22 protein-coding genes and 2 pseudogenes are annotated in these 23,169 nt (G+C 58.7%); 15 read left to right on the top strand and 9 right to left on the bottom strand.

Annotation, left to right across the window (positions count from 1 at the left end; genetic code table 11):
* Positions 1-289: 289 nt before the first annotated feature.
* Entirely contained in the window at positions 290-745 is a 456-nt protein-coding gene (locus BJ917_RS22635) for a DUF721 domain-containing protein (protein ID WP_096509326.1), read from the top strand.
* A gap of 124 nt (positions 746-869) precedes the next feature.
* Here BJ917_RS22635 and BJ917_RS22630 read toward each other — a convergent pair whose 3' ends face one another.
* Entirely contained in the window at positions 870-2,357 is a 1,488-nt protein-coding gene (locus tag BJ917_RS22630) for a helicase HerA-like domain-containing protein (protein WP_096515214.1), read from the bottom strand.
* A gap of 156 nt (positions 2,358-2,513) precedes the next feature.
* Between BJ917_RS22630 and BJ917_RS32820 the strand changes: the two are divergent.
* From BJ917_RS32820 to BJ917_RS22610, 5 genes and pseudogenes are all read left to right on the top strand, one after another.
* Positions 2,514-3,578, top strand: a pseudogene (locus tag BJ917_RS32820) (cache domain-containing protein); the annotation flags it as partial.
* A 93-nt stretch (positions 3,579-3,671) separates the two neighbouring features.
* Positions 3,672-4,436, top strand: a complete 765-nt coding sequence (locus tag BJ917_RS32815) for a methyl-accepting chemotaxis protein (RefSeq protein WP_372237754.1) — start codon at positions 3,672-3,674, stop codon at positions 4,434-4,436.
* A gap of 207 nt (positions 4,437-4,643) precedes the next feature.
* Positions 4,644-5,765, top strand: a complete 1,122-nt coding sequence (locus BJ917_RS22620; protein ID WP_177435606.1) for a glycosyltransferase family 1 protein — start codon at positions 4,644-4,646, stop codon at positions 5,763-5,765.
* Positions 5,758-6,534: a DUF2334 domain-containing protein gene (locus BJ917_RS22615; protein ID WP_121104621.1), complete on the top strand. Its 777-nt coding sequence runs from the start codon at positions 5,758-5,760 to the stop codon at positions 6,532-6,534. Before BJ917_RS22620 ends, BJ917_RS22615 begins: the two co-directional genes overlap by 8 nt.
* Entirely contained in the window at positions 6,531-7,526 is a 996-nt protein-coding gene (locus tag BJ917_RS22610; RefSeq protein ID WP_121104619.1) for a lysylphosphatidylglycerol synthase transmembrane domain-containing protein, read from the top strand. Before BJ917_RS22615 ends, BJ917_RS22610 begins: the two co-directional genes overlap by 4 nt.
* A 90-nt stretch (positions 7,527-7,616) precedes the next feature.
* On the opposite strand, the gene BJ917_RS22605 is transcribed toward BJ917_RS22610, so the two are convergent.
* Both BJ917_RS22605 and purU read right to left on the bottom strand, forming a co-directional pair.
* The gene (locus BJ917_RS22605; RefSeq protein ID WP_121104617.1) at positions 7,617-7,799 is read right to left on the bottom strand and encodes a hypothetical protein; all 183 of its coding nucleotides are present in this window, start codon (positions 7,797-7,799) and stop codon (positions 7,617-7,619) included.
* Between the two features lie 86 nt (positions 7,800-7,885).
* Positions 7,886-8,734, bottom strand: a complete 849-nt coding sequence (purU, locus tag BJ917_RS22600) for a formyltetrahydrofolate deformylase (RefSeq protein ID WP_096509322.1) — start codon at positions 8,732-8,734, stop codon at positions 7,886-7,888.
* A gap of 337 nt (positions 8,735-9,071) precedes the next feature.
* Between purU and mvaT the strand changes: the two genes are divergently transcribed.
* The gene (gene mvaT, locus BJ917_RS22590; RefSeq protein WP_007933316.1) at positions 9,072-9,449 is read left to right on the top strand and encodes a histone-like nucleoid-structuring protein MvaT; all 378 of its coding nucleotides are present in this window, start codon (positions 9,072-9,074) and stop codon (positions 9,447-9,449) included.
* 101 nt (positions 9,450-9,550) lie between these two features.
* On the opposite strand, the gene sbcB is transcribed toward mvaT, so the two are convergent.
* Positions 9,551-10,981: an exodeoxyribonuclease I gene (gene sbcB / locus BJ917_RS22585; protein ID WP_121104613.1), complete on the bottom strand. Its 1,431-nt coding sequence runs from the start codon at positions 10,979-10,981 to the stop codon at positions 9,551-9,553.
* A 185-nt stretch (positions 10,982-11,166) separates the two neighbouring features.
* Here sbcB and BJ917_RS22580 point away from each other — a divergent pair, with 185 nt between their 5' ends.
* Genes BJ917_RS22580 through BJ917_RS22565 form a run of 4 tightly spaced genes read left to right on the top strand, consistent with a single transcriptional unit; the run spans position 11,167 to position 15,560 of the window.
* Entirely contained in the window at positions 11,167-11,892 is a 726-nt protein-coding gene (locus BJ917_RS22580; RefSeq protein ID WP_096509320.1) for an RDD family protein, read from the top strand.
* Entirely contained in the window at positions 11,889-12,866 is a 978-nt protein-coding gene (locus tag BJ917_RS22575) for a stage II sporulation protein M (RefSeq protein WP_096509319.1), read from the top strand. Before BJ917_RS22580 ends, BJ917_RS22575 begins: the two co-directional genes overlap by 4 nt.
* On the top strand, positions 12,853-14,397 hold the full coding sequence (locus tag BJ917_RS22570) for a DUF4129 domain-containing protein (protein ID WP_121104611.1): 1,545 nt from the start codon (positions 12,853-12,855) through the stop codon (positions 14,395-14,397). The genes BJ917_RS22575 and BJ917_RS22570 overlap by 14 nt, the downstream gene beginning before the upstream one ends.
* Positions 14,394-15,560, top strand: coding sequence for a DUF4350 domain-containing protein (locus tag BJ917_RS22565; RefSeq protein WP_121104609.1), 1,167 nt, complete (start codon positions 14,394-14,396; stop codon positions 15,558-15,560). The genes BJ917_RS22570 and BJ917_RS22565 overlap by 4 nt, the downstream gene beginning before the upstream one ends.
* Positions 15,561-15,942: 382 nt before the next feature.
* On the opposite strand, the gene BJ917_RS22555 is transcribed toward BJ917_RS22565, so the two are convergent.
* Positions 15,943-16,863: a universal stress protein gene (locus BJ917_RS22555; RefSeq protein WP_096509316.1), complete on the bottom strand. Its 921-nt coding sequence runs from the start codon at positions 16,861-16,863 to the stop codon at positions 15,943-15,945.
* Positions 16,864-16,941: 78 nt separating this feature from the next.
* Positions 16,942-17,196 carry an Lpp/OprI family alanine-zipper lipoprotein gene (locus tag BJ917_RS22550; protein WP_096509315.1) on the bottom strand — a complete coding sequence of 85 codons (255 nt, stop codon included), beginning with the start codon at positions 17,194-17,196 and terminating at the stop codon, positions 16,942-16,944.
* A 312-nt stretch (positions 17,197-17,508) separates the two neighbouring features.
* Here BJ917_RS22550 and BJ917_RS22545 point away from each other — a divergent pair, with 312 nt between their 5' ends.
* Positions 17,509-17,934, top strand: a complete 426-nt coding sequence (locus tag BJ917_RS22545; protein WP_121104607.1) for a potassium channel family protein — start codon at positions 17,509-17,511, stop codon at positions 17,932-17,934.
* A 103-nt stretch (positions 17,935-18,037) separates the two neighbouring features.
* On the opposite strand, the gene BJ917_RS22540 is transcribed toward BJ917_RS22545, so the two are convergent.
* The gene (locus tag BJ917_RS22540) at positions 18,038-18,922 is read right to left on the bottom strand and encodes a universal stress protein (protein WP_121104605.1); all 885 of its coding nucleotides are present in this window, start codon (positions 18,920-18,922) and stop codon (positions 18,038-18,040) included.
* Between the two features lie 352 nt (positions 18,923-19,274).
* On the opposite strand from BJ917_RS22540, the gene BJ917_RS22535 reads away from it, so the two are divergent.
* Positions 19,275-20,018: a helix-turn-helix domain-containing protein gene (locus tag BJ917_RS22535; protein WP_096515210.1), complete on the top strand. Its 744-nt coding sequence runs from the start codon at positions 19,275-19,277 to the stop codon at positions 20,016-20,018.
* Positions 20,019-20,034: 16 nt separating this feature from the next.
* A pseudogene (locus tag BJ917_RS22530) lies at positions 20,035-20,139 on the top strand (alcohol dehydrogenase); the annotation flags it as partial.
* A gap of 132 nt (positions 20,140-20,271) precedes the next feature.
* On the opposite strand, the gene BJ917_RS22525 reads toward BJ917_RS22530, so the two are convergent.
* Positions 20,272-21,183, bottom strand: coding sequence for a universal stress protein (locus BJ917_RS22525; protein WP_121104603.1), 912 nt, complete (start codon positions 21,181-21,183; stop codon positions 20,272-20,274).
* Between the two features lie 222 nt (positions 21,184-21,405).
* On the opposite strand from BJ917_RS22525, the gene BJ917_RS22520 reads away from it, so the two are divergent.
* A complete protein-coding gene (locus tag BJ917_RS22520) occupies positions 21,406-21,969 on the top strand; it encodes a GNAT family N-acetyltransferase (RefSeq protein WP_121104601.1) in 564 nt (187 codons plus the stop codon).
* A gap of 53 nt (positions 21,970-22,022) precedes the next feature.
* On the opposite strand, the gene BJ917_RS22515 is transcribed toward BJ917_RS22520, so the two are convergent.
* Complete coding sequence (locus BJ917_RS22515; RefSeq protein WP_096509310.1) at positions 22,023-22,946, bottom strand: universal stress protein; 924 nt, start codon at positions 22,944-22,946, stop codon at positions 22,023-22,025.
* Between the last annotated feature and the right edge of the window lie 223 nt (positions 22,947-23,169).

Raw genomic sequence — 23,169 nt, 5'->3', positions numbered from 1 at the left:
ACTAAAGGGATGGAGGGCGGCCCCGTGAGTCGCCCGAGCAGCCCTCATGGCCGCATGCGAACGAGCATTCTACCCGGAAACGATGGTGAGGAAAGTGGCGTTATTCCACGATGCTGGCACAGCGCTTTGACGGGGCTCACTTAAAATAGGGGCAAATTGCTGAACTTCAAGCCATACAAGGCAGAAGCTACTCGTTGATTTAATGGGTAAAGCGCGCGCAAAGCAATGGGTCGGGCGCATCCGGTGCTTTCTGCTACCATGGCGGCTCTGTTACTTCAGGTGTCTGATCATGGCATTTCGCCCTCTTACGGCCAGAGCACCCGCCGTCCTGCTTCGTGAAGCCAAGCCGCTCAAAGCCATACTCGGGCATGCCCAACGCCTGGGCCATCTGCAACGCCTGCTGGAAAGCCAATTGCAGCCCGCCGCCCGCGAACACTGCCATGTGGCGTCGTGGCGCGAAGGCAGTTTATTACTGATTGTCACCGACGGTCATTGGGCCACCCGCCTGCGCTACCAGCAAAAGCGCCTGCAACGGCAACTGCAAATGTTCGACGAGTTCACCAACCTCACGCGAATCCTGTTCAAAGTGCAGCCGCCCACCGTTCGGCAAGGCGCGGCCGGGCATACCATGGATTTGTCCAACGATGCGGCGGCGACCATTCAGGCCACGGCCGACGGAATAACCGATCCGAATCTGCGGGCGGCGCTGGAGCGGTTGGCGGCCCATGCCAGACCCAAGGCCTGACACAGCCCCCCTGTGGGAGCGAGCCGGCTCCGGGCGGTGTTCCGACGAAAGCGGACTATCAGTCAACATATTCGTTGAATAGCAGACCGCCATCGCGAGCAGGCTCGCTCCCACAGTTTTTACGCTAGCGGCGTTTGCTGCCGCCTAATAATGACCCCATCAACCCGCGCACCAACTGTCGCCCCAATTGATTCGCTGCCTGGCGCATCGCCGATTTAAGTGCCTGCCCCGCCGCCGTACCGAGAAACTCCCCGGCCTGCTCGGTGAAACTCGGCTCTTGCGGTGCCGGTTTGCCTGGCGCCGCGTCGGGCTCCGGCGCCAGCCCCTTGCGCCCCATCAGCACTTCGTATGCCGACTCACGATCGATCGGTTTGTCATATCGCCCCTTGAACGGCGAACCGGCGATCAGCACCGTGCGTTCGGTCTCGGTCAACGGCCCGATCCGTGATTGCGGTGGTGCCACCAACACCCGCTGGACCATCTCCGGCGTGCCCTTGTCCTGCAAGGTGCCGACCAATGCTTCACCGATACCGAGTTCAGTCAGAACCGACAAGGTATCGAACGCCGGGTTCGGCCGAAAGCCGTCAGCCACCGCCCGAAGGGATTTCTGTTCCTTGGCGGTGAACGCGCGCAAACCATGCTGGATCCGCAACCCGAGCTGTGCCAGCACGTCATCCGGCAAATCACCCGGCGATTGGGTGACGAAATACACGCCCACGCCTTTCGAGCGGATCAATCGCACCACCTGCTCCAGACGATCCTGCAACGCCTTGGGGGTGCCGGTGAATAACAAATGCGCTTCGTCGAAAAACAGCGCCAGCAGCGGTTTATCCGCGTCACCACGTTCCGGCAACTGCTCGAACAGCTCGGCCAACAGCCACAGCAGAAAGGTCGCGTAGACTTTCGGCGCCTCATGCACCAGACGACTGGCGTCGAGCAAATGAATGCGCCCCCGCCCCTCGGCGGTCGGTTGCAGAATATCTTCGAGTTGCAGCGCCGGTTCGCCGAACAGTGCCTCGGCGCCCTGCTGCTCAAGGGTCGCCAGGCGCCGCAACAGGGCCTGGCTGGAGCCGGTGGTCATCAGCGCGGCATCGTCCCCCAGCAGTAGCGGGTTGTCCTTGAGGTGGTTGAGCAGTGCCTTGAGGTCCTTGAGGTCCAGCAGCAACAGGCCTTCGCGGTCCGCGACCTTGAAGGCGGCGTACAGCGCCGACTGCTGACTGTCGGTCAGTTCCAGAAGGCTGCCCAGCAGCAATGGCCCCATTTCGCTCAAGGTGGTGCGCAACGGATGACCGGACTGACCGTGTATGTCCCACAACGTCACCGGATACGCCGCCGGCTTGTGGTTCAGCCACGGCATACCGGCGATCCGCTCGGCGATCTTGCCCTGCGGGTTTCCCGCGGCGCCCAGACCACACAGGTCACCCTTGATATCGGCGGCGAACACCGCCACGCCGGCATCGCTGAAGGCTTCGGCCATACGTTGCAAGGTGACCGTCTTGCCGGTCCCCGTAGCGCCTGCGATCAAACCGTGACGGTTGGCCAGGCGCATGGCCTGGGCAATCGGCTGCCCTGAAAGGTCGGCGCCGATAACAAGTTGCGATAAATCAGGCATTTGGTCACCCATGGTTAATCTTTGGTGCTGCACGGCCGATAGGAATGAGTACAAAGCAGACAGACACAACCTGGTCGGACATTTCCCTTAAGGAGCGATGGAAATATCACTTGCTTTCAACCTTGCTCATATTGCGTCCCTTTATAAAAGCACGCGATGGGCATTAAGACCTTAGCGGAACCCCAAGCCATGAACAAAAATCTACGTTTCAGCCATAAAATCCTGCTTGCCGCCGCCCTCATCGTCATTGCCGCCTTTGCCTCGTTCACGCTGTACAACGACTATTTGCAGCGCAACGCCATTCGCGAAAACCTGGACAATTATCTGCAGGAAATGGGCAGAGTCACTGCCAACAATATCCAGACCTGGCTCAACGGGCGCAGCTTGCTGATTGAAAACCTTTCACAATCCGTTGCCCTGAATTCCGACGCCGACAACGTTTCCAAATTGCTGGTACAAAAAGCCGTGACCTCATCGTTCATGGGCGCCTACCTGGGCAGCAAGGACGGTTCGTTCATCATTCGCCCGGACAGCAAGATGCCCGACGGCTACGACCCCCGTGCTCGCCCTTGGTACAAGAGCGCGCAAGGCACCAGCGGTTCGGCCTTGACTGAACCCTATCTGGATCTGGCTTCCGGCCAACTGGTGATTTCCATCGTCAACAGTGTCATCAAGGACGGACAAAACATCGGTGTCGTCGGCGGCGACCTGAGTTTGCAAGTGATCGCCGACAGCCTCAACGCACTGGACTTCGACGGCATGGGTTATGCCTTCCTGGTCAGCTCGGACGGCAAGATCCTGGTGCACCCCGACAAAGCACTGGCGATGAAAACGCTCAAGGACGTCTACCCACAGGACACGCCTGCCATCAGCAGCGAAATGAGCGAAATCCAGGTTGACGGTAAAACCCGTATCGTGACTTTCACCCCGATCAAGGGGCTGTCGTCGGTCAACTGGTACATCGGTCTGTCTGTCGATAAGGAAAAAGCTTTCTCGATGCTCAGCGACTTCCGCACCTCGGCAGTCATTGCGACCATTATTGCCGTGGCGATCATCATCGCCCTGCTGGGCATGCTGATCCGCATCCTGATCCAGCCCCTGAACATCATGACCCGCGCCATGGCTGACATTGCCGATGGTGAAGGCGACCTGACGAAACGCCTGACCATCGTGAACAACGATGAGTTCGGCATCCTCGCCACCGCGTTCAACCGCTTCGTCGACCGCATCCACGGCTCGATACGCGAGGTGTCTTCCGCCACCGGGCAAGTCAACGAAGTGGCATTGCGCGTAGTGGCCGCTTCCAACTCGTCGATGTTCAACTCCGACCAACAGGCCTCGCGCACCAGCAGCGTGGCTGCGGCGATCAACCAGCTCGGCGCTGCCGCCCAGGAAATCGCCCGCAACGCCGCGCAAGCCTCGAATCAGGCCAGCGATGCCCGCAGCCTTGCAGAAGATGGCCAACAAGTGGTGGATCGCAGCATTGTCGCGATGAATCAGTTGTCGACCATGCTCAGCGCTTCCAGCAGCAACATTGAATCGCTCAACAGCAAAACCGTGAATATCGGGCAGATTCTGGAAGTGATCACCAGCATCTCCCAACAAACCAACCTGCTGGCCCTCAACGCCGCCATTGAAGCGGCCCGGGCGGGCGAAGCCGGGCGTGGATTTGCGGTGGTGGCCGATGAGGTGCGTAACCTGGCACATCGCACGCAAGAGTCGGCGCAACAGGTGCAGACCATGATCGAGGAGCTGCAAATCGGTGCCCGCGAATCCGTCAGCACCATGAGCGATAGCCAGCGCCACAGTCAGGACAGTGTGGAAATCGCCAATCTTGCCGGGGAGCGCCTGAGCAGCGTGACGCTGCGCATCGGCGAAATCGACGGCATGAACCAGTCGGTGGCCACGGCGACCGAGGAACAGACGGCTGTGGTGGAGTCGATCAATGTCGACATTACCGAAATCAACACATTGAACCAGGAGGGCGTGGAAAACTTGCAGTCGACCCTGCGTGCCTGTGCCGACCTTGAGCAGCAGGCGGCGCGCCTCAAACAATTGGTAGGCAGTTTCCGTATCTAGCGCCTGAACTGGCCCCTTCGCGAGCAAGCCCGCTCCCACATTTAATCGCGGTTCTACTGGAAGAACTCGGTCAAATGTGGGAGCGAGCCTGCTCGCGAAGGCGGTCTGTAAAACCCCGCAAAACCTTCCTGACACCCCACCCGCAAAACCCCAGCCGAACATCTATTCTTCATTAAGGTCAACCAAGGAGATCAACGGACCGGAGGGATGTTCATCGTGCATATCGCGGACATAACCATGTTCTACGCCCCTGCCAGCGGTGGCGTGCGCACGTATCTGGACGCCAAACATCATCGCCTGTGCACAAGGCCGGGCATTCGCCATAGTTTGCTGGTTCCCGGGCCATCCTTCGGCGAACAGGATGGCATCTACACCGTTCCTGCTCCCGCCCTGCCCTTCGGCAAAGGTTATCGCTTTCCGTTGCGTCTCGCGCCCTGGCGCAATGTCCTTCACGATCTGCAACCTGACCTGATCGAGGTCGGCGACCCTTACCTCACGGCCTGGGCCGCCCTGGATGCGCGCCGGCAACTGGATGTGCCGGTGATTGGCTTTTATCACTCGGATCTGCCGCTGCTGGTCAGCAACCGCATGGGCAACTGGGTTACCCCCAACGTCGAAGCCTATGTCAGCAAACTCTACGGCAACTTCGACCGGGTGCTGGCGCCGAGCCGGGTCATGGCTGACAAGCTGACCGGACTGGGGGTCAAGAATGTTTTCGTGCAACCCCTGGGCGTCGACTTGCAGATGTTCCATCCCGATGCTCGCGATACCGGCCTGCGGGCCGAACTGGGACTCGACGAAAACACTCACCTGCTGATTTTCGCCGGGCGCGGTTCCAAGGAAAAAAACCTGCCGGTCCTGCTCGCCTGCATGAAACGCCTGGGCCGCCGCTATCACCTGTTGCTGGTGGGCTCGTCGATGCCGACCACCGTGCCGGGCAATGTCACCGTCATCGATGAGTTCTGTCCCGCCACGCAGATTGCCCGTCTGATGGCCAGTGCCGATGCGCTATTGCACGCCGGCGATCAGGAAACCTTTGGCCTGGTGGTCCTCGAAGCCATGGCCTGCGGCATCCCGGTGGTGGCCGTGGCAGCTGGCGCGTTCGAGGAAATCATCACCGATCGATGTGGCGTGTTGTGTGCCCCTAACGATCCGCTGGCCATGGCCAATGCCGTGCGCGAACTGTTCAGCCAGGGCAGTGCAGCCCTCGGCCAGCAAGCGCGACACCATGTCGAGCGGCACTACGCCTGGGATACCGTGGTCAACAGTTTGCTCGGCCACTATCACGCCGTACTCGGCAATCAATGGCCGCGGGCGGCCAATGGTTGAGCCCATGAATGCACCCAGCCTGTTACTGGTGCTGCACGATGTCGCGCCGCCAACCTGGGTCGATTACCAGCCCTTTGTCGAAGCCGTCGACGCACTCGGCACTGTGCCGATCACCTGGCTGGTGGTGCCGGATTTCCACAAGTGCAACGCCCTGCAAGCCCACCCGGAATTTCGCCACCGGCTCGACAAACGGCTAGCCTGCGGCGATGAACTGGCGTTGCACGGCTATTTTCATTGCGATGACGGACCCATGGCGAGCAATCCCCGAGACTGGTTCATGCGCCGGATCTACACCCACGAAGGTGAGTTCTACAGCCTGTCCCGGGAGGCCGCACTCACCCGTCTGCGCGCCGGTATCGAAATGTTCCACCGTTATCAGTGGCCGCTGCAGGGCTTCGTCGCTCCGGCCTGGCTGATGAGCGAAGGCACGCGCCAGGCCTTGCGCCAACTTCCCCTGGCTTACACCAGTGATGCACAACATCTCTACCGCCTGCCGGACTTCTCAACCGTCGATGCACCCGGCTTGGTCTGGAGTGCGCGCAGTGCGTGGCGCCGGGGCTTGTCGAAACTGGTCAGCGATCAACTTGAACAACGCTGGCAGCAGGCACCGGTCATTCGCCTTGGCTTGCACCCGGTGGATATGCGACACGAATTTTCACGTACTTATTGGCTCAATACCCTCAGGCGCCTGCTCGATGAGGGCCGGGTGCCGATGACCAAGGCGCACTGGCTGGCACTGCAAGGCGACCGCCGGGATCGTGCCGCATGAGCCGCGGGATTCTATTGCTGATCGGCCTGTTCGCCGCAGTGCTGATTCCCTGGTTATTGGGTGGCAGCGAAACCTGGTCGCGACTGAACGCTTTTCCACTGAGTTGGCTGCTGGTCATGTTCGCCATGATCCTGCTGTGCTGGGTGGTGAATACCCTGCGCCTGCGCCTGTTGCTGGGAGACCAGCGCACAAAGGTAAGCCCGGTCAAAAGTCTCGGTGTGGTGATGGCCGCCGAATTTGCCTACTGCGCCACCCCCGGCGGCAGCGGCGGACCACTGACCATCATGGCATTGCTGGCGCGCAACGGCGTGCGTCCGGCCAGAGGCAGTGCCGTGTTCGCCATGGATCAGTTGAGCGATCTGTTGTTTTTCCTTTGCGCGCTTGGCGCGATCCTGATTTATGCGCTGTTCCAGCACCTGAGCCAGCGCATGGAGTGGCTGCTGATCGTCAGCGCCATCTCGATGTTCGGCGGCCTGGTCTGTTGCGTCGTGGTGGCCCGCTATCACCGCTTGCTGATTCGGCTGAGCGGCCGATTGCTCAATCGCTTCAACGTCCAATCCACCACGCGTATGCGCTGGGCACGAAAACTGCTGCACTTTCTGGCGGCGTTTGCCGACACCCTGAAGCTGCCCTTCCAGACATTGATCACGGTGTTTGCCTTGACCTGCCTGCATTGGATCTTGCGTTACAGCGTGCTGTATCTGGCATTGCGAGGGCTTGGCGCGGATTTGCAGTGGGCCTGGAGCTTTCTGATCCAGATGCTGTCACTGAGTGCAGGCCAATTCAGCCTGTTACCGGGTGGGGCCGGGGCGGCAGAACTGACGTCAGCGGCGCTGTTGGCACCCATGGTGGGAAAATCCACGGCGGCCGCGGCGATCCTGATCTGGCGGGCGGTGACCTATTACTTCTATCTATTAGTGGGCGGGCCGGTGTTTTTGTTGATGCTGGGCCGACCGCTGCTCAAGAAGCTGTTGAAACTCAAGCAGGCCTGATCGTCCCCCCCTGGTAGGAGCTGGCTTGCCAGCGAAGGCGGTCGAAGATCAATGCAAGGCTCAGAAACCCCTTCGCCGGCAAGCCGGCTCCTACAGGTCGGCATCCTTGGACTTATCGTCGGACTCTTGCTGCAACTGCTCCCACAACTCGGCGGCACCCGGAAACTCCGTGCCATCTTCCGCACTCATGTCATCCGGGTCGTACCGGCTCAAACAGCCCTCGCCCAATGTGGCGGGCGCTTTGGAAGTCGCTTTATCCAGTGGGTCGGCCATGATGATTTCCTCAGTGCAGAAACGGCGAAGGGCCTGCAGCGATTGAACGCCCAGGCCCTTCGAATTTCAACCGTGTCGTGACGGGATCAGAACACCACGGTTTTGTTACCGTGCACCAGCACCCGGTCTTCCAGGTGATAGCGCAGGCCGCGGGCCAGTACCATCTTCTCGACGTCGCGACCGAAACGCACCATATCTTCAATGCTGTCGCTGTGGCTGACGCGCACCACGTCTTGCTCGATGATCGGACCGGCGTCCAGTTCTTCGGTCACGTAGTGGCAAGTGGCACCGATCAACTTCACACCGCGCATGGACGCCTGGTGGTACGGCTTGGCGCCGACGAACGACGGCAGGAAGCTGTGGTGAATGTTGATGACCTTGTGCGCGTATTCGCTGCACAGCTCAGGCGGCAGGATTTGCATGTAACGAGCCAGTACGACCACTTCGGCATCGTGCTGTTTGACCAGGCGCGAGACTTCGGCGAATGCAGGCTCCTTGTCTTGCGGATTGACCGGCACGTGGTAATACGGAATGCCGTGCCATTCGACCATGCTGCGCAGGTCGTCGTGGTTGGAGATCACGCAGGCGATTTCACAGTCCAGTTCATCGCTGTGCCAGCGATGCAACAAGTCCGCGAGGCAGTGGGATTCGCGACTGGCCATCAGCACCACGCGTTTTTTCTGCGCGGTATCGGTGATGCGCCAGTCCATCGAGAACTCTTCGGCAATGGGCGCAAACGCTTCGCGAAAGGCTTCGATACCAAAGGGCAGCGAGTCGGCGCGAATTTCGTGACGCATGAAGAACCAGCCGCTGAGATTGTCCGAGTGATGGCTCGCTTCAGTGATCCAGCCGTTATGTGACGCCAGAAAGTTACTGACTTTAGCAACGATGCCGACGCGGTCCGGGCAAGAGATCACCAGCCGAAAGGTGCGCATGAGGGGGAAACTCCAGAACTTCGCAAAGGCCGCCATTCTAGCGATTGCGCAGCAAAACTGCAGTATCGAATCATGCCAGGCCTTGCCCGACGGCCGGCGGCCAGGTTCTTTCAGCCCTCAAGGCGCTAGCCTTGGCAGTGTTGTTAACCCTCAAGCAGCATTCAATTGTGAATATTTGCAGCGCAAGCTTCGAAGTATTTAACTGCTCATCCAATGTAGACCGAACTCATCGTACTTAAATTAAATAAACTCCGGTTTAATGTTTACTTGATGAAATACCCTGACTATTATTGCCGCACTGTCCCTGCCATCCTGTTTCCTGCATAAGGTAGTAATCATGTCCTTGATCAACGAATATCGCGCCACCGAAGAAGCTATCAAAGAGCTGCAAGCCCGTTTGAAGAACCTGTCCCAAGACGACAAACTGCAAACCGAGCTGGAGTTCGAAGGCAAACTGCGTACCCTGATGGGCGAATACTCCAAGTCCCTGCGTGACATCATCGCGTTGCTGGATCCGGAATCCAAAACCAAGGCACCACGCGGCGGCGCAGTAAAAACTACCGGCACCAAGCGTGCTCGCAAAGTTAAACAATACAAAAACCCGCACAACGGCGAAGTCATCGAAACCAAAGGTGGCAACCACAAGACTCTGAAAGAGTGGAAAGCCAAGTGGGGCGGTGACGTGGTTGAAGGCTGGGCTACCCTGCTGGGCTAAGCCACAGTGCTTGTTGCAGATAAATCTGCGACAAAAAATAACGCCAGCATTGCGCTGGCGTTTTTTTATGCCCGGAGTTTAGCCTCCGTTCGTTTTCGATTTCAAAGATTCAAACGTTTGCGCAAGTCCTGGATATACACCTGCCATTGCTCAAGCACCTGTTGCTGAAACGATGTCGCAGTAAGGGTCAATTGGGCTGCGGCCTCTATGAAACTTTCCAGGGTATTGGGCGCTCCCCACTCAGGGGCTGACAAACGTTTCTGACAGAATATTCGCCAACGCTCTTGCTCGTCGAAACTCAACGTATTGGGAAAGTTGCGTGCGCGATATCGAAACAATAATTCAGGCAAACGTTCGTCATCGAAAGGCCAATGCGCTTGCGCTAATTGCTGCGGGTCGGCCGTTCGGACTTGTTCGCATAGCCGTCGATCGCGGTCGCCGATAAAACCATCGTATAACTGCTGTTCAGGGTCCTCGCTGGAGGCAAACTCCTCGCGGGCGTAAATTCCCTGAACTTTATCTTGCCAGACTGTTGGCGCGTCACTTAGCCGCAGTGCACGCTGCTGATACAGCGCCATATCCAGCCCCAGACGCTGCTGATCTTGCGGGCGAAGTACGGACAACGGTGCCACTACCGGACATTTATTGATGTGAATGAGTTTGAGCGGCACCGGTAATTCACCCTCGGCCAGCTTATCGCGACGGGTGTACAAGCGCTGGCGCAGGGCTTCGGCGTCCAGGTCCAGCAGGCCCTGCGGATCGAGGTGCAGGTCACAGACAATCAAGGCGTTCTTGTTCTTCGGGTGCCATGCCAAAGGCAGAACCACGCCGACGTAATGACGCGCCGCGGAAAAACGCCCGGACACATGCACCATGGGTTGCAGCAGGCGGATCTGATCCAGCACCTTTTGTTTGCTGCGCAACTGAAACAGCCAGTCATACAACTTCGGCTGTTTTTCCCGAATCAACCGCGCCAGGGCGATGGTAGCGCGAACATCCGACAGCGCTTCGTGGGCATTGCCGTGATCGATACCGTTGGCGGCCGTCAGGCGTTCAAGCTTGAGCGTCACCCGCCCCTCGTCATCCGTTGGCCAGGTAATTCCGTCAGGGCGCAAGGCATACGCGGCACGCACCACATCGATCAGGTCCCAGCGACTGTTGCCGCCCTGCCATTCCCGCGCATAGGGATCGAAAAAGTTGCGGTACAGGCTGTAGCGGGTCATCTCGTCGTCGAAACGCAAGGTGTTATATCCCGCGCCGCAGGTGCCCGGAGCCGCCAGTTGGGCATGTACCCGGGTCATGAAATCGGCTTCGCTCAAGCCTTGCTCAGACAAGCGGACAGGTGTAATGCCGGTAATCGCACAGGCCGCCGGGTGCGGCAGGATGTCGTCACTGGGCTGGCAATAGAGGTTGACCGGCTCGTCTATTTCATTGAGATCGAAGTCAGTACGCAGCCCCGCCATTTGCAGTGGGCGATCGCAACGGGGGTTGATGCCCGTCGTTTCATAGTCGTACCAGAAGATGGAGGTCACGGGCTAATCCTGAACTGAAGATCGGCGAAGTCTAGGCGTTCATGTCCTGCTCCGGCCAGCAATCTTGTCATTCAATCGCCCCTGCCTTATTACCGCGCAATACAGAGTTATGTCGTTTTCCCCGGCGAGACTGCTAGCATCGAGAGACAAGACAATCCCGATCAGGCCACATCATCAGGTTGCCCATGCTCGAGACCACAGCACTGCCACGGAAAGCGACGCTGTTCCCGCCACTGGATACGCGGTATCAGGTCGAAACGCCGGAAGGCATCGATTTGCCTCTGCGCCCGGCCGGGCTGATGGTTCGTGCGTTGGCGTTTTCCATTGATCTGGCGATGCGTGGCTTGATCCTCGGCGTGCTGTTCATCGTCCTGGCGATGCTGGGAAAACTCGGTGCGGGACTCGGCTCGCTGCTGATCTTCGTCGTGAGCTGGTGGTACATGGTGCTGTTCGAGGTCCTTAACCAGGGGCGCTCACCGGGCAAGCAATGGATGGGCCTGCGCGTGGTGCAGGACGATGGCACCCCCATTGGCTGGTCTGCGTCACTGTTGCGCAACCTGTTGCGCTTTGTCGACCTGCTGCCCTTCGGTTACTTCCTCGGGGCCATCAGTTGCCTGCAACACTCCAATTTCAAGCGCCTCGGCGACATCGCCGCCGGCACCCTGGTGATTTACCGCGAACAACCACTCACCCGACCGCAACTCCCACCCGCCCAGCCTCGTCGCCCGGCCTTTACCCCGACACTGGCCGAGCAACGGGCCATCCTCGGTTTTGCCGAACGCCAGGCTGAGCTCTCCGATGCCAGGGTCTATGAGCTGGCATCGATCCTCGCGCAGCCGCTACAGGTTCCCGCGCCGCAGGCCGTGGCGGAACTCAACGGCATCGCCCATGGCCTGTTGGGTCCGGCATGAAGCAAAGTTTTTTCGAACATCGGCACATGGCCCAATGGGAGCAATTCGACGGCCTGCTGGAACGCCTGGAGCGCAACAGGAACGCCACCGGGGTCGAGGGTTTTCCCGGCGATTATCGGCGTGTCTGTCAACACCTGGCACTGGCGCGGGAACGCGGTTACAGCAGCTTTCTCATCGACTCGTTGCAGCAACGGGTCCTGCGCGGGCATCAACAGCTGTATCGCCATCGCAGCAGACCGGGCGCCCATTTGCTGGCGTTCGTCCTCGCGGACTTCCCCCGGCTGGTGCGCGAACAGTGGCGCTTCGTGGTTGCCGCCAGCCTGATGTTCTTCGGCAGCCTGATCGGTATCGCGCTGCTGGTTTATCTGTTTCCGGACCTGGTCTACAACCTGATCCCGGCCGAACAGGTCAGCGACATGCAAAGCATGTACGACCCCGACGCCGGTCACCTGGGGCGCTCGGCAGAACGGGCGGCCAGCGAAGACTGGGTGATGTTCGGCTACTACATCATGCACAACATCGGCATCGCCTTTCAGACCTTCGCCAGCGGTTTGCTGTTTGGCCTGGGCAGTGCGTTTTTCCTGTTTTTCAACGGCATGACCATTGGTGCGGTGGCCGGGCATCTGACACAGATCGGTTACGGGCACACCTTCTGGTCTTTCGTGATCGGCCATGGTGCCTTCGAACTGACCGCCATTGCCCTGGCCGGAGCCGCCGGCCTGCAACTGGGCTGGGCATTGATTGCGCCAGGACGCCTGCCACGTGGCGAGGCCTTGCGTCTGGCGGCGCGCAAGAGTGTTTTGCTGATTTGCGGGGTCATGCTGTTTCTGCTGATTGCGGCGTTCATCGAGGCGTACTGGTCGTCGCTGACGACACCGGCACCCATGACCAAATACCTGGTCGGAACGGCGCTCTGGCTGTCGGTCGCGGTTTATCTGCTGTTTGCGGGGCGGGTTCGTCATGCGCCTGAGTGACGCCAGTGTGGTGATCCGCCCGCGCCCCACCTGGGAAGCCATGGACCTTGGAGTGCTGCTGAGCCAGCGCCACCGGCGCCTGCTGATGACCAGTTGGGCCATGGTGACCTTGCCGGTCTTTGCGCTACTGACCTGGCTGCTGTGGGAGTCACCCTCCCTCGCCGTGTTCATTTTCTGGTGGCTGAAACCGGCCTTCGAACGCCTGCCGCTGTATATCCTGTCCAAGGCCCTGTTCGGTGAAACGCCCACATTGAAACAGGCGCTTTACCAATGGCCGCGACTGCTCCAGCCGCAGCTGCTGGCCAGTCTGACCTGGCGACGGCTGAGCCTTTGTCGCAGCTTCCTGCTGCCGGTGGTGCAGCTCGAAGGTCTGTCGGGTGAGGCTCGGCAACAGCGATTGCAGGTGCTGTTGCAGCGCGACGCCAGCGCGGCTCGATGGCTGACGCTGATAGGTGTGCACCTGGAAACCGCCCTGTGGATCGGGCTGATGGTGCTGTTCTATCTGCTCCTGCCGCAACAGGTGGCCCTCGACTGGAACTGGCAGTCGCTGATGAGCGCCGCCACCCAGGACTGGCGCTGGCTGGAACACCTGACCAATGCCTTCTATGCGTTGGTACTGGTGATTTGGGAACCGATCTACGTGGCCTGCGGCTTCAGCCTTTATCTGAACCGGCGCACAGTGCTGGAAGCCTGGGACATCGAACTGGTGTTCCGTCGCCTGCGCCAACGCCTGAGCAGCGCAGCCGTCGCGTTATTGCTGGCGGTGATCCTGCTGATGCCGCCCGCACAAAGCGTCTGGGCCACCGAGCCGGCCATTACACCCGACAGCCCGCGGTTGCTGGAGCAGCCACTGACCAGTCAGGCCTCCCGGGACAGCATTAAGGCAATCCTCGATCAGCCGCCGTTTAAAAACAGGGAGACGGTCACCCGTTACCGCTTTGGTACGGACAATGCCACGACCGAAACCCCGGAAGATGGCAACACACCGCAATGGCTCAGGGCGTTGTTCGAGCTGTTTGGCAGCCAGCGCTTCGGTGCCGTGGCCACGCTGATCGAGGCTTTGCTGTGGGGCACCGTAATCGCAGCCGCCGGTCTGTTGATCTGGCATTACCGCGACTGGCTACAGGCTTACGTCAGTCGTCGGCCAAGCCCTGGAAAACAAGCCGCGCGACCGGTGCCGCAACAGGCATTCGGCCTGGATATCGACCGCGAAACCTTGCCCACCGACATTGCCACCAGCGCCGAAAACCTCTGGCAAACTCACCCCCGGGAAGCGCTTGGGTTGCTCTATCGCGCCCTGCTCAGCCACTTGCTGCACGACTTCGACATCGCACTGAAAGCCGCCGACACCGAAGGCCAGGTATTGGAACGCGTCGAAGAATTGCAACAACCGGCCTTGCTGGCTTTCAGCCAAAACCTGACCCGTCACTGGCAGAACATGGCCTACGGGCACCGACTGCCCCCCGCGCATTTGCAGCAGGAACTGTGTGACGGCTGGCGTGCCTTGTTCGGCCCGGGGACAAGCCGTTGAATCGGCGCGCCTGGCCAGTGATGCTCGGCGCTTTGATCGCCGTGTTGCTGGGTACGCTGAGTGTCTGGCTGTATCTCAAGGCTACGCCCTATCCGGTGGAAATCGATCACGGCCCCTCGCCGCAAGCCCAGGCTAATCCCTACCTGGCCGCCGAACACTTCCTGCGCAAGCAAGGCCTGAACGTCAACCATGCCGACAGCCTCGACATACTGCCCAGCCTGGAGCCGCATCGGCACAGCCTGTTGTTGCTGGGGGACCGCTACAACATGACGCCACGGCAAATTGATCAAGTGATGAACTGGGCTCGAGCCGGTGGGCGGCTGCTGTTCGTCGCCCAGTCGTTGTGGGATGAAAAGACCGGGCAAAGCAATGACCGGCTGCTCGACCGGGTACAGCTGCACCAATTCTTGAGCAAGGATCTGAAGGAGCCACCGCCGGACAATGAAAGCGATCCCTATCCGAATCTCACCAAGCTGTACCTGGAAAACGAAGACGCGCCGGCCTACGCCAGCTTCGATCCTGCGTTCCATCTGGAAGACCCGAAAAACCTGGCCCAGGCTTGGGCCAACAGCGGCAAGGCCACGCACATGATGCAACTCAACCATGGGCTCGGTTCGATCATCGTGGTGACCGATGCCGACCTGTGGAAAACCCCGGCCATCGACCAGTACGACAACGCGTGGTTGCTCTGGTACCTGACGGCGGACACGAGCGTGACCCTGCTATATGACACCGAACACGACAGTCTGTGGACACTGCTGTTGCGCAATTTCCCCCAGGCACTGGTCGCCTTGCTGGCCCTGATCGGCCTGGGCTTCTGGCATGCCGGGGTGCGCCACGGGCCAATGCAGCAACCGGTACCGACAGCACGTCGGCAGTTGCAGGAGCACCTACGTGCCAGCGCCGACTTCATGTTGCGCCGCAGCGGTCAGCACAGCCTGCTGCAAGGGTTGCAGCAAGACATTCTGCGCCGTGTCCGTCGTCGCCATCCCGGTTATGACCAACTCGGCGTCGCCGAACAATGGCGGGTGCTTTCGCGCCTGACCGGCCAACCCACACTCGCCATCAGCCAGGCCATGGGCCCGCGACCGAAGCAGCGACTGTCCAGCGCCGAATTCAGTCGCCAGGTCGCCCATCTGCAAACCTTGAGGAACGCCTTATGATCTGGCACTTGGAAGGCGTTGGATTGCTGTGATTAGAAACAGTCACTTAGAAGCTCATGCGCTTTAGGGGCGAATTCATGCCCTAACGGGTCAGCGCAGTCAACGTGAATGGGATTGGGTTCGAAGCGTTCCTGGCCCAGTACCGGACGCGCACTGTACGATTTCCATACATCTGCACGTTCTATGAATACGCGCTGAAGGAGGGGTGGGTGGAGCGTCTGCCCTTCCCCCATGAAGAGCGCACCGTCAAGCGCGAAGCGGACTTCCTTGTGCATGTGGATGCCAGTGGCGGCAAGGCCATGGCAAGGGGAGCGCTATTGATCGCTCCTTTTGGTTCAGGGCCAATTGATTTTTATCAACCGCAGGCTCAACAGAGCCCCTTTCAATCTGGTGGCGGTAATGGTTTGACGATCATCAAACTGCACGGTGCCCGGTTCAACACGCTCTCAGCGGTACTGCCGATAAACCGGTTATGTTCGTGAGGATAAACCGTGCCCAGCACCACCATGTCAAAGGCATTCTGTTGAGCGAAAAGCCCGATGACTTTGTGGGGGATGCCCGTCAGTGAATGCCGGCGTGTATTCTTGATGCAATAGCGCTCGGCAAGCGCATCCATGGCCTCTTGCTGGGCATCCTCAATCGCGTCTCTCAAACTGTCATCCAGACTGCCTGTCGGCACGCTCATCGGCGTATCGCTCATCACAGACCAACGACTGACGTTGAGCATGTGCAGTACAGCACCGCAGCCCGCCGCTAGCGTAGAGGCCAGATCGAGTACCCGGTCGTTCAATCCCCGGGTCATCTCTTCCAGATGGGATAGATCGATCGCAGCAAGAATTTTCAATGGTTTAGGGTTGGCAGCACTGGTCACCAGGTGTAAGTGGGCCGGACACTCGCGCAGCAAGTGCCAGTCCAAAGGTCGGTGAAAGGCCCGGTCGAGTGCCGGCACGTAATGGGTATCCTTGATCACCAGATCCGGAAGAAAGTCATTCACATACTCCAGCAGGTGCGCCAGGCTCGACCGGGCCCAGACCACTTCAGTGGTCACCTGCATGCCGGTGCATCGTTGAAACCGGGCTTGCTGCTCCAGCCAATGCCGGTGTACCTGGAGATAACCTTCCCGTGCCTGGGCCATCGCATCGTGGTCAAGCAGACCGGCCACCGCAAGCGCCGGAACATAATCGAACGCGACGATGTGCAGCAACGCACCGGTTGCACAAGCCAAGGCACGCGCACGCTCAAACGCCGGAGTCAGGGTCATTTCGCTAGGGGCTATCAATAGAATGCGTTTGAGTTTGAGCATCACACACCGCCCCCTGAAACCATTGACCTGTCTGCTTGCAAGCCCGACTTTCTTTCATTGGGCCCGAGGCAACCCTTGCTACTTGCGATTCGCCTTCTCCAGCATCCGCCTGGCACGTTCGTTCGCCTCATCGGCGGTGCTTTGCGCCTGTGCGGCCGCTGCCGTTGCCTGCTCCGCCTTTATGAATGCCTCATCGGCCCTGAGTCGTGCCGTTGCAGCATTGTTTTCGGCGGACTCCAGACGTGCGTCGATCTCCTGGGCGTACTTGTGACTGCAACCGACAGTCGTCGCCAGCAGAATGCCCAGCAATGTAATGGACAAACTCTTGCTCATGATCTTCACCCTCGGACTATCGCAACTGGAAACCTGTGGTTCGAGTATCTTGCGTAATCCGGCGGGAACACTGATTTTTATCAATTAAATCGTTGGCTATTGCTGGCAATACCGCTTCCTTTCGGCTCATGAAACCATTGTTGATTTACCTCAACGACTTTCCCGTTCTCAGGCGTAGAAAACACAGACCGGCAATGACAGTTCGCCATAACCCTCGGACCTTACAGTGGAGGTCATCATGAGCGACTTGAGCCTGCGTAAAACCAGTCTGGAATAGCTTGAATTCCAGCCCGACACCGCTGGAGATCCGCCATGCTGGCAGTCACGCTGATCAATACGCTCGTGGTCATCATCGTCGTAGTGATCCATTACGAATGTCTGCTGCGCCTGAATGATTGGCTGCCCCGACTCAAGCTGTGGAGCCGTTTTAGAATTGTCGTTGGGGTATTCGGCGCACTGCTGGCCCACGCCACAGAGGTCTGGTGTTTCGCATTGGTCTACTACCTGATGGTGCACTCCGGTCGTTGGGGTAGCCTGACGGGCAACTTCGACGGTTCGCTGATGGACTGCGTTTACTTTTCCTTCACGACGTACACGACGATCGGCTTCGGTGATATTTCGCCGGTGGGCAACCTCAAATACTTGACCGGCCTGCAAGCACTGACCGGGTTGGTACTCATCACGTGGACCGCATCCTTTCTGTTTCTGGAAATGCAGAAGTACTGGAAACGAAAATAATCCCTTTTCAATCCATATCAGATTCAACTGTCGGCCGCTAAGAGCAGGCTATCGACAAATTGTCGAGCTGACGGTGTGACATCAAGCCCCGTACCGATTCGATCTATACCGCCAGGACGCAGCATGGCACCTGATACAAGATATGCTCGGTCGTGCTGCCCACAAGCTTGTGCACCCCATGGGACTGGACCCTGCCCATCACGATCACATCCACGTGGTGTTGATTAGCGAACTCGCTCAGCGCCGAGACCGGATGCCCCAGAATGAAATGTCGACGATCAGAGGGCACGCCGAAGTGGAAGGCCAACCTCAGGAAGGACTTTTCCAAGTCCCTGCGTAGCGCTTTGGTAAGGTCAGCGAGCTTCAGGCCACCCATGTCCGCCAGATAATCTGCCGCAACATCGCAGGCGTACAATAAATGCAACTCGGCTTCACACTGCATGGCAAGGCTGGAGGCCTGCTTGATAATCCGCTCATTCAGTTCGTTGTCGGCTGACTCATTGTCTGACACCTCAACCGCCGCCACCACTTTGCGCGGCAACACAAAGCCGCTGCCACCCACCAGAAAAATCGGTACCGGACAATGGCGCAGCAGATGCCAGTCCAAAGGTGTGAAAAAGGCCCGTTTGAGCGCCGACTCATGCTGAATCTCCTTGATCAACAGGTCGGGTTGCAGCTCCACAACGTGGTCAAGAATGTCCTGTTTCATATCCTCGGCCCAAACCACCTCGGTGGTCACGTCAATATCTCTATCCCGCAGGCTTTTTGCCTGCGTCTTGAGCCAGTCGCGATGGTCCTGAAGGTAGCGCTCCCGAGCCGGTTCTCGATCACCTTCTTCAAGCAGCGATAACCATTTGAAAGAGGGGATTAGCGCCGCGATATGCAAACTCGCGCCGCTGGCCTTGGCCAGCGCTGCCGCATGGTTCATGGCTGAGGAATAGCGCAGGACAGGGTTAAGAATGAGTAACAACCGTTGATACTGGCTCATGATGGGACTCCAGTCAGATCATCATTTCAAGCAAGCTGCGATCCTGAACGTCGGCAAATCATCGCTCGATGCTGCCTGCCAGATCGAGATCCCGGCGCCTGATGAGGCTTAGCCGGAACATTGGCATCGAAGCTTTCCTCGATTCTGAGAGCCTGAAGCGTTCATGACTTAATTTACATCAACTCTCAAAGATTGCGTTTAAGTTGAATGGCGCTGGCGTCCAAGGAGCATTTTGCCAACGGAACGGCGCTCCGACCCGTTCGTCTATTACATCCACATTAAGTTGGATCTAATGAAAAGCTGGGCAATTAGAGCACCTATGCTTATTCCAATTACCCGGGGCATGCAGATTATGTCGGACGCCAAGCCGTCTCAAAGTCACTACCTCAAGTCTGCATGCTCCAATTGCAGTGTGTTGGAATTGTGTCTACCACTAGGCCTGACCGGTGTGGAAATCGAGCGTCTGGACACACTGATCATGCAACGACTTAAGGTCAAAAGAGGCGCAGCACTCTACCGTGCAGGCGATCCGTTGCGCTCGCTCTATGCCGTCCGAATCGGTTCGTTCAAAACCAGCGTGCTTTCAATCGATGGTCGCGAGCAAGTCACTGGGTTCCAGATTTCTGGTGAAATACTCGGTCTGGACGCCATCAGCACCGATCTACATGCCTGCGACGCGGTAGCTCTGGAGGACAGCGAGGTCTGCCCCATCCATTTTGCTCACCTGGAAAAACTTGCCCGAGAACTGCCTTCATTGCAGCACAACCTGAACAAAATCCTCAGCCGTGAAATCGTTCGCGATCACGATATGCTGATGATGCTGGGCAACATGAACTCGGATGAACGCCTGGCCGCTTTTTTGCTGAATATGTCACAACGCTTGAATACGCGGGGTTATTCGTCCAGCAGCTTTGTGCTGAAAATGCGTCGGGAGGAAATAGGCTCCTACCTGGGCCTGCGCCTCGAAACCATCTGTCGGGGCATCGCGCACCTGCGTGACCAAGGACTGGTGGCAATAACCGGACGCGACGTCAACATCATGGACCTGGACGGGCTCAAGCAACTGATCGTGGGCTGCCAACGTCACCTGAAGTGACGCCTGGAGAATCTTCATGCGCGCCATGGTCCTGCATCGTCCCGGCCAGCCGTTACAACCGCAAGAGCGCCCTATTCCAACGCTTGGCTCACGGCAACTATTGATCAACGTCCTGGCCTGCGCGGCACACTTGGCCATCCAGATCGCCCGTGGACGCGGACAGTAAACTGCGGCATCACCCGTCTTTCCCTGAACGATGCCAATCCGGCGCTGGAACGGTTACGGACCGGCCAGTTCAACGGCGCAATCGTGCTCACTCCCTGACGTGCTGCCTGACCGCCAGAATGCTCCCCGGCACAGAATACAGCGCCCGCTCTGTATTGCTGCCAATCAGCCGGTCGATTCCCACCCGATGCACAGTGCCCATCACCACCACATCGGCCAAAAATTCCTCGACGAATCCACTGATCACCGGCACCGGCAGCCCCATGACGAAATGGCGTCGTTCAGGCGGCACGCCGTAACGCTGCGCCAGTGTAATAAACGCCTGGTGCAAGGATTGACGCATCTCCTCGATGAAGTCCACACCCCAACCTCCCCCGGCCAGTGGCGCGTCGCTGTTGAAGAGGGGCGACAAGTCATAGGCGAACAACAGGTGTAACGGCGCATCACATTGCAGTGCCAGGGCATTGGCGGTCTGGATGATGGTGTCATTCAAACCGCTGATTTGAGTTGCCGGATCGAACGGGTCCACTGCCGCCACGATCCGGTGGGGCAAGCTGTACTGGACGTGGTTGACCAGGTGCACGGCGACCGGGCACTCACGCAACAAGTGACAATCGAGCGGGGTAATAAACACCCGCTTGAGCACAGGTTCAAGGGTTACATCCTTGATCAACAGGTCGGGCTTGAGGTCTTCGACCGTCCTCAAAATATCCAGCAGCGGATGGGTGGTGAAGACGGCTTTGACCGTCACCTCCAGATCCAGGTCGCTGAGCCGATCGAACTCTTCGGCCTCCCAGCGGCGGTAGCGACGCAAATAGCGCTGCTGCTCTGCATCGTCGACTTTTTCCTCCCACAAATGCACCACCGGCGTCGGCTCTACAAAGGCCCGCACGTCCAGAACTGCCCCGGCGGCCTTGGCCAGCGCGACGGCACGCTGCACCGCCGGGGACTGCTGAAGGCTTTGATCGACGATCAGCAGCAACCTTTGATATTGACTCATCACACACCTCCGTTCGACCCGGTCATCACCTGCCGGCATGCTTCCACACTGCGCTCTGATACTTCGAGCAGGTTGATTTACATCAAACCGGCACGAATTGACGCCCCAGACACCCGTCTCTGATCCAGATCAAATTCCAGCGCAGACAGCGGCGTAAAAAAGGAATCAATCGCGGCGTTTTGCCGCCCGATCACCTTTTAAACCGCACTGGAGGAATACCCCATGCTCACCGTCAAAGACCACAATGATCGGGCAGCGGCCGTCTACGCTGCGGTCAACGGCCAATACTGGATCGAAGCGCTCAGGGACGGCCGCCACGTGCTGATCCGGCCGCTGACGGAAAAGGATCGCGACCGTGAATATGCCTTCATCAAACGGCTTTCGCCCGAATCCCGGCACATGCGCTTTCTCGCGCAGTTCAGCGAACCCAGCGATGCGATGCTCAATCAATTGATGGATACCGACGACAGTCTGCGCCTAGCCTACATCGCCCTGGTTCACGACAACGGTGAACTGGTCGAGATAGGCGTCAGCCGCTATGCGGCGATTGGCGACCATGTTTGTGAATGCGCTGTTACGGTCGCCGACGAATGGACGCACCTGGGGCTAGGCACATTACTGATGCACCATTTGATCAAGGCAGCCCGGAAAAACGGCTTTCGCCAGATGTATTCGGTGGACGCCTCCAGTAATTTGCCAATGCGCGACTTGGCCAAGGCACTGGGTTTCGAGACGCACAATGATCCCGACGACACCCGTCAGGTCATCCATAGTCTTTACCTGTAAAAATTGCCCCGCGATGTTCCGGCCAACGGTCCATCGCGGGGCAATTCCCGCCCTCAGGATTGCAGCATTCGTCCCGGCTTGATCGCCAGCACACTGCACGGCGCCCGATGCAAGAGCTGCTCGGCCGTGGTACCTAAAAGTTTGCTCAACCCCTTGTGCTGCACCGTGCCCATGACGATGACATCCGTGCCGTGCTCGGCGGCGAATTCACAAATACTCGCCACGGGGGCACCTTCCTTGAAGTGACAATGTTCCACAGGCACGCCGTGGCGTGCAGCGATGGCCGCGAACGCCTCGTGTTGGGCCGTCCCCAACACTTCATTGATCTCGGAGGCTAGCGCAAACGAGGCAAAGCCCATCTCCTGCACGTATGCAGCTGTCCAGTCATACACGTGCAGCAATTCAAGGTTGGCATCAAAGACCGCGGCCAGTTTCGCCCCTGAGTCGATAATCTGGTCGTTGAACACACGGTCCTGCTCCTCATCGCGCAACACATCAATGATGGCCAGTACGTTACGTGGCCGGGGATTCAGGGAATTGGTCACCAGATGCACCGGCACTGGACAGTCGCGCAGCAACTGCCAATCCAGCGGCGTGAAAAACACGCGCTTTAACGCCAACTCTTCCTGCGCGTCCTTGATGATCAGCGTCAGCGGCATTTCATTAATGAACGCCAGGATTTCCTCGTACGCCTGCTGAACCCACACCACCTCGCTGGTGACTTCCACGCCATGCTTGCTCATCAAACCGGCCTGATCCGCGAGCCATTGCCGATGGGTTTGCAGATAGCCGTCCCGGGCCAGGCTGAACTGTTCCGGGGCGAACATCCCGGCTACCGCCAAGGCCTGTGAATAGTCGAACGCCACGATGTGCAACGGCAAATGCATCGCCAGCGCCAACGCCGCGGCCCGGTCGAATGCCGGGGTACGAGTCATGGCTGAAGGGGCGATCAAGAGTAAACGCTGAGTCTGCGACATGGGACACCTCCGCACGCGTTCATTTCAATCCGGTAGTAGAGCCATAGATTAATTGTTACCTGTTCTGACCACTTGATTTTTGTCAGTTACGCGTGCGATGTCCGTCAGCCCCCCCACATCGCCGGCGTTAGCAACATCTGGTCCGCAACCGAACCATCACCCAGCGCTGACCCACGCCACCACAGATTGGCTGATGGAATAGCTGCTGATCGCAATCAGCAAA

Source organism: Pseudomonas sp. WPR_5_2, assembly GCF_003634475.1.
GTDB classification, from domain to species: Bacteria; Pseudomonadota; Gammaproteobacteria; order Pseudomonadales; family Pseudomonadaceae; genus Aquipseudomonas; species Aquipseudomonas izuensis.
This window is presented reverse-complemented; position numbering and strand designations above follow the sequence as displayed.

What these genes read in the sequence shown, in the direction of transcription:
- BJ917_RS22575 (WP_096509319.1), top strand. Translation starts at nt 11,889, where the DNA reads ATGAAGCAAAGTTTTTTCGAACATCGGCACATGGCCCAATGGGAGCAA.
- BJ917_RS22515 (WP_096509310.1), bottom strand. Translation starts at nt 22,946, where the DNA reads ATGTCGCAGACTCAGCGTTTACTCTTGATCGCCCCTTCAGCCATGACT.
- BJ917_RS22540 (WP_121104605.1), bottom strand. Translation starts at nt 18,922, where the DNA reads ATGAGCCAGTATCAACGGTTGTTACTCATTCTTAACCCTGTCCTGCGC.
- BJ917_RS22555 (WP_096509316.1), bottom strand. Translation starts at nt 16,863, where the DNA reads ATGCTCAAACTCAAACGCATTCTATTGATAGCCCCTAGCGAAATGACC.
- BJ917_RS22570 (WP_121104611.1), top strand. Translation starts at nt 12,853, where the DNA reads ATGCGCCTGAGTGACGCCAGTGTGGTGATCCGCCCGCGCCCCACCTGG.
- BJ917_RS22630 (WP_096515214.1), bottom strand. Translation starts at nt 2,357, where the DNA reads ATGCCTGATTTATCGCAACTTGTTATCGGCGCCGACCTTTCAGGGCAG.
- BJ917_RS22580 (WP_096509320.1), top strand. Translation starts at nt 11,167, where the DNA reads ATGCTCGAGACCACAGCACTGCCACGGAAAGCGACGCTGTTCCCGCCA.
- BJ917_RS22635 (WP_096509326.1), top strand. Translation starts at nt 290, where the DNA reads ATGGCATTTCGCCCTCTTACGGCCAGAGCACCCGCCGTCCTGCTTCGT.
- BJ917_RS22605 (WP_121104617.1), bottom strand. Translation starts at nt 7,799, where the DNA reads ATGGCCGACCCACTGGATAAAGCGACTTCCAAAGCGCCCGCCACATTG.
- BJ917_RS22620 (WP_177435606.1), top strand. Translation starts at nt 4,644, where the DNA reads ATGTTCATCGTGCATATCGCGGACATAACCATGTTCTACGCCCCTGCC.
- purU (WP_096509322.1), bottom strand. Translation starts at nt 8,734, where the DNA reads ATGCGCACCTTTCGGCTGGTGATCTCTTGCCCGGACCGCGTCGGCATC.
- BJ917_RS32815 (WP_372237754.1), top strand. Translation starts at nt 3,672, where the DNA reads ATGTTCAACTCCGACCAACAGGCCTCGCGCACCAGCAGCGTGGCTGCG.
- BJ917_RS22545 (WP_121104607.1), top strand. Translation starts at nt 17,509, where the DNA reads ATGCTGGCAGTCACGCTGATCAATACGCTCGTGGTCATCATCGTCGTA.
- BJ917_RS22610 (WP_121104619.1), top strand. Translation starts at nt 6,531, where the DNA reads ATGAGCCGCGGGATTCTATTGCTGATCGGCCTGTTCGCCGCAGTGCTG.
- BJ917_RS22615 (WP_121104621.1), top strand. Translation starts at nt 5,758, where the DNA reads ATGGTTGAGCCCATGAATGCACCCAGCCTGTTACTGGTGCTGCACGAT.
- mvaT (WP_007933316.1), top strand. Translation starts at nt 9,072, where the DNA reads ATGTCCTTGATCAACGAATATCGCGCCACCGAAGAAGCTATCAAAGAG.
- BJ917_RS22550 (WP_096509315.1), bottom strand. Translation starts at nt 17,196, where the DNA reads ATGAGCAAGAGTTTGTCCATTACATTGCTGGGCATTCTGCTGGCGACG.
- BJ917_RS22535 (WP_096515210.1), top strand. Translation starts at nt 19,275, where the DNA reads ATGTCGGACGCCAAGCCGTCTCAAAGTCACTACCTCAAGTCTGCATGC.
- BJ917_RS22520 (WP_121104601.1), top strand. Translation starts at nt 21,406, where the DNA reads ATGCTCACCGTCAAAGACCACAATGATCGGGCAGCGGCCGTCTACGCT.
- BJ917_RS22525 (WP_121104603.1), bottom strand. Translation starts at nt 21,183, where the DNA reads ATGAGTCAATATCAAAGGTTGCTGCTGATCGTCGATCAAAGCCTTCAG.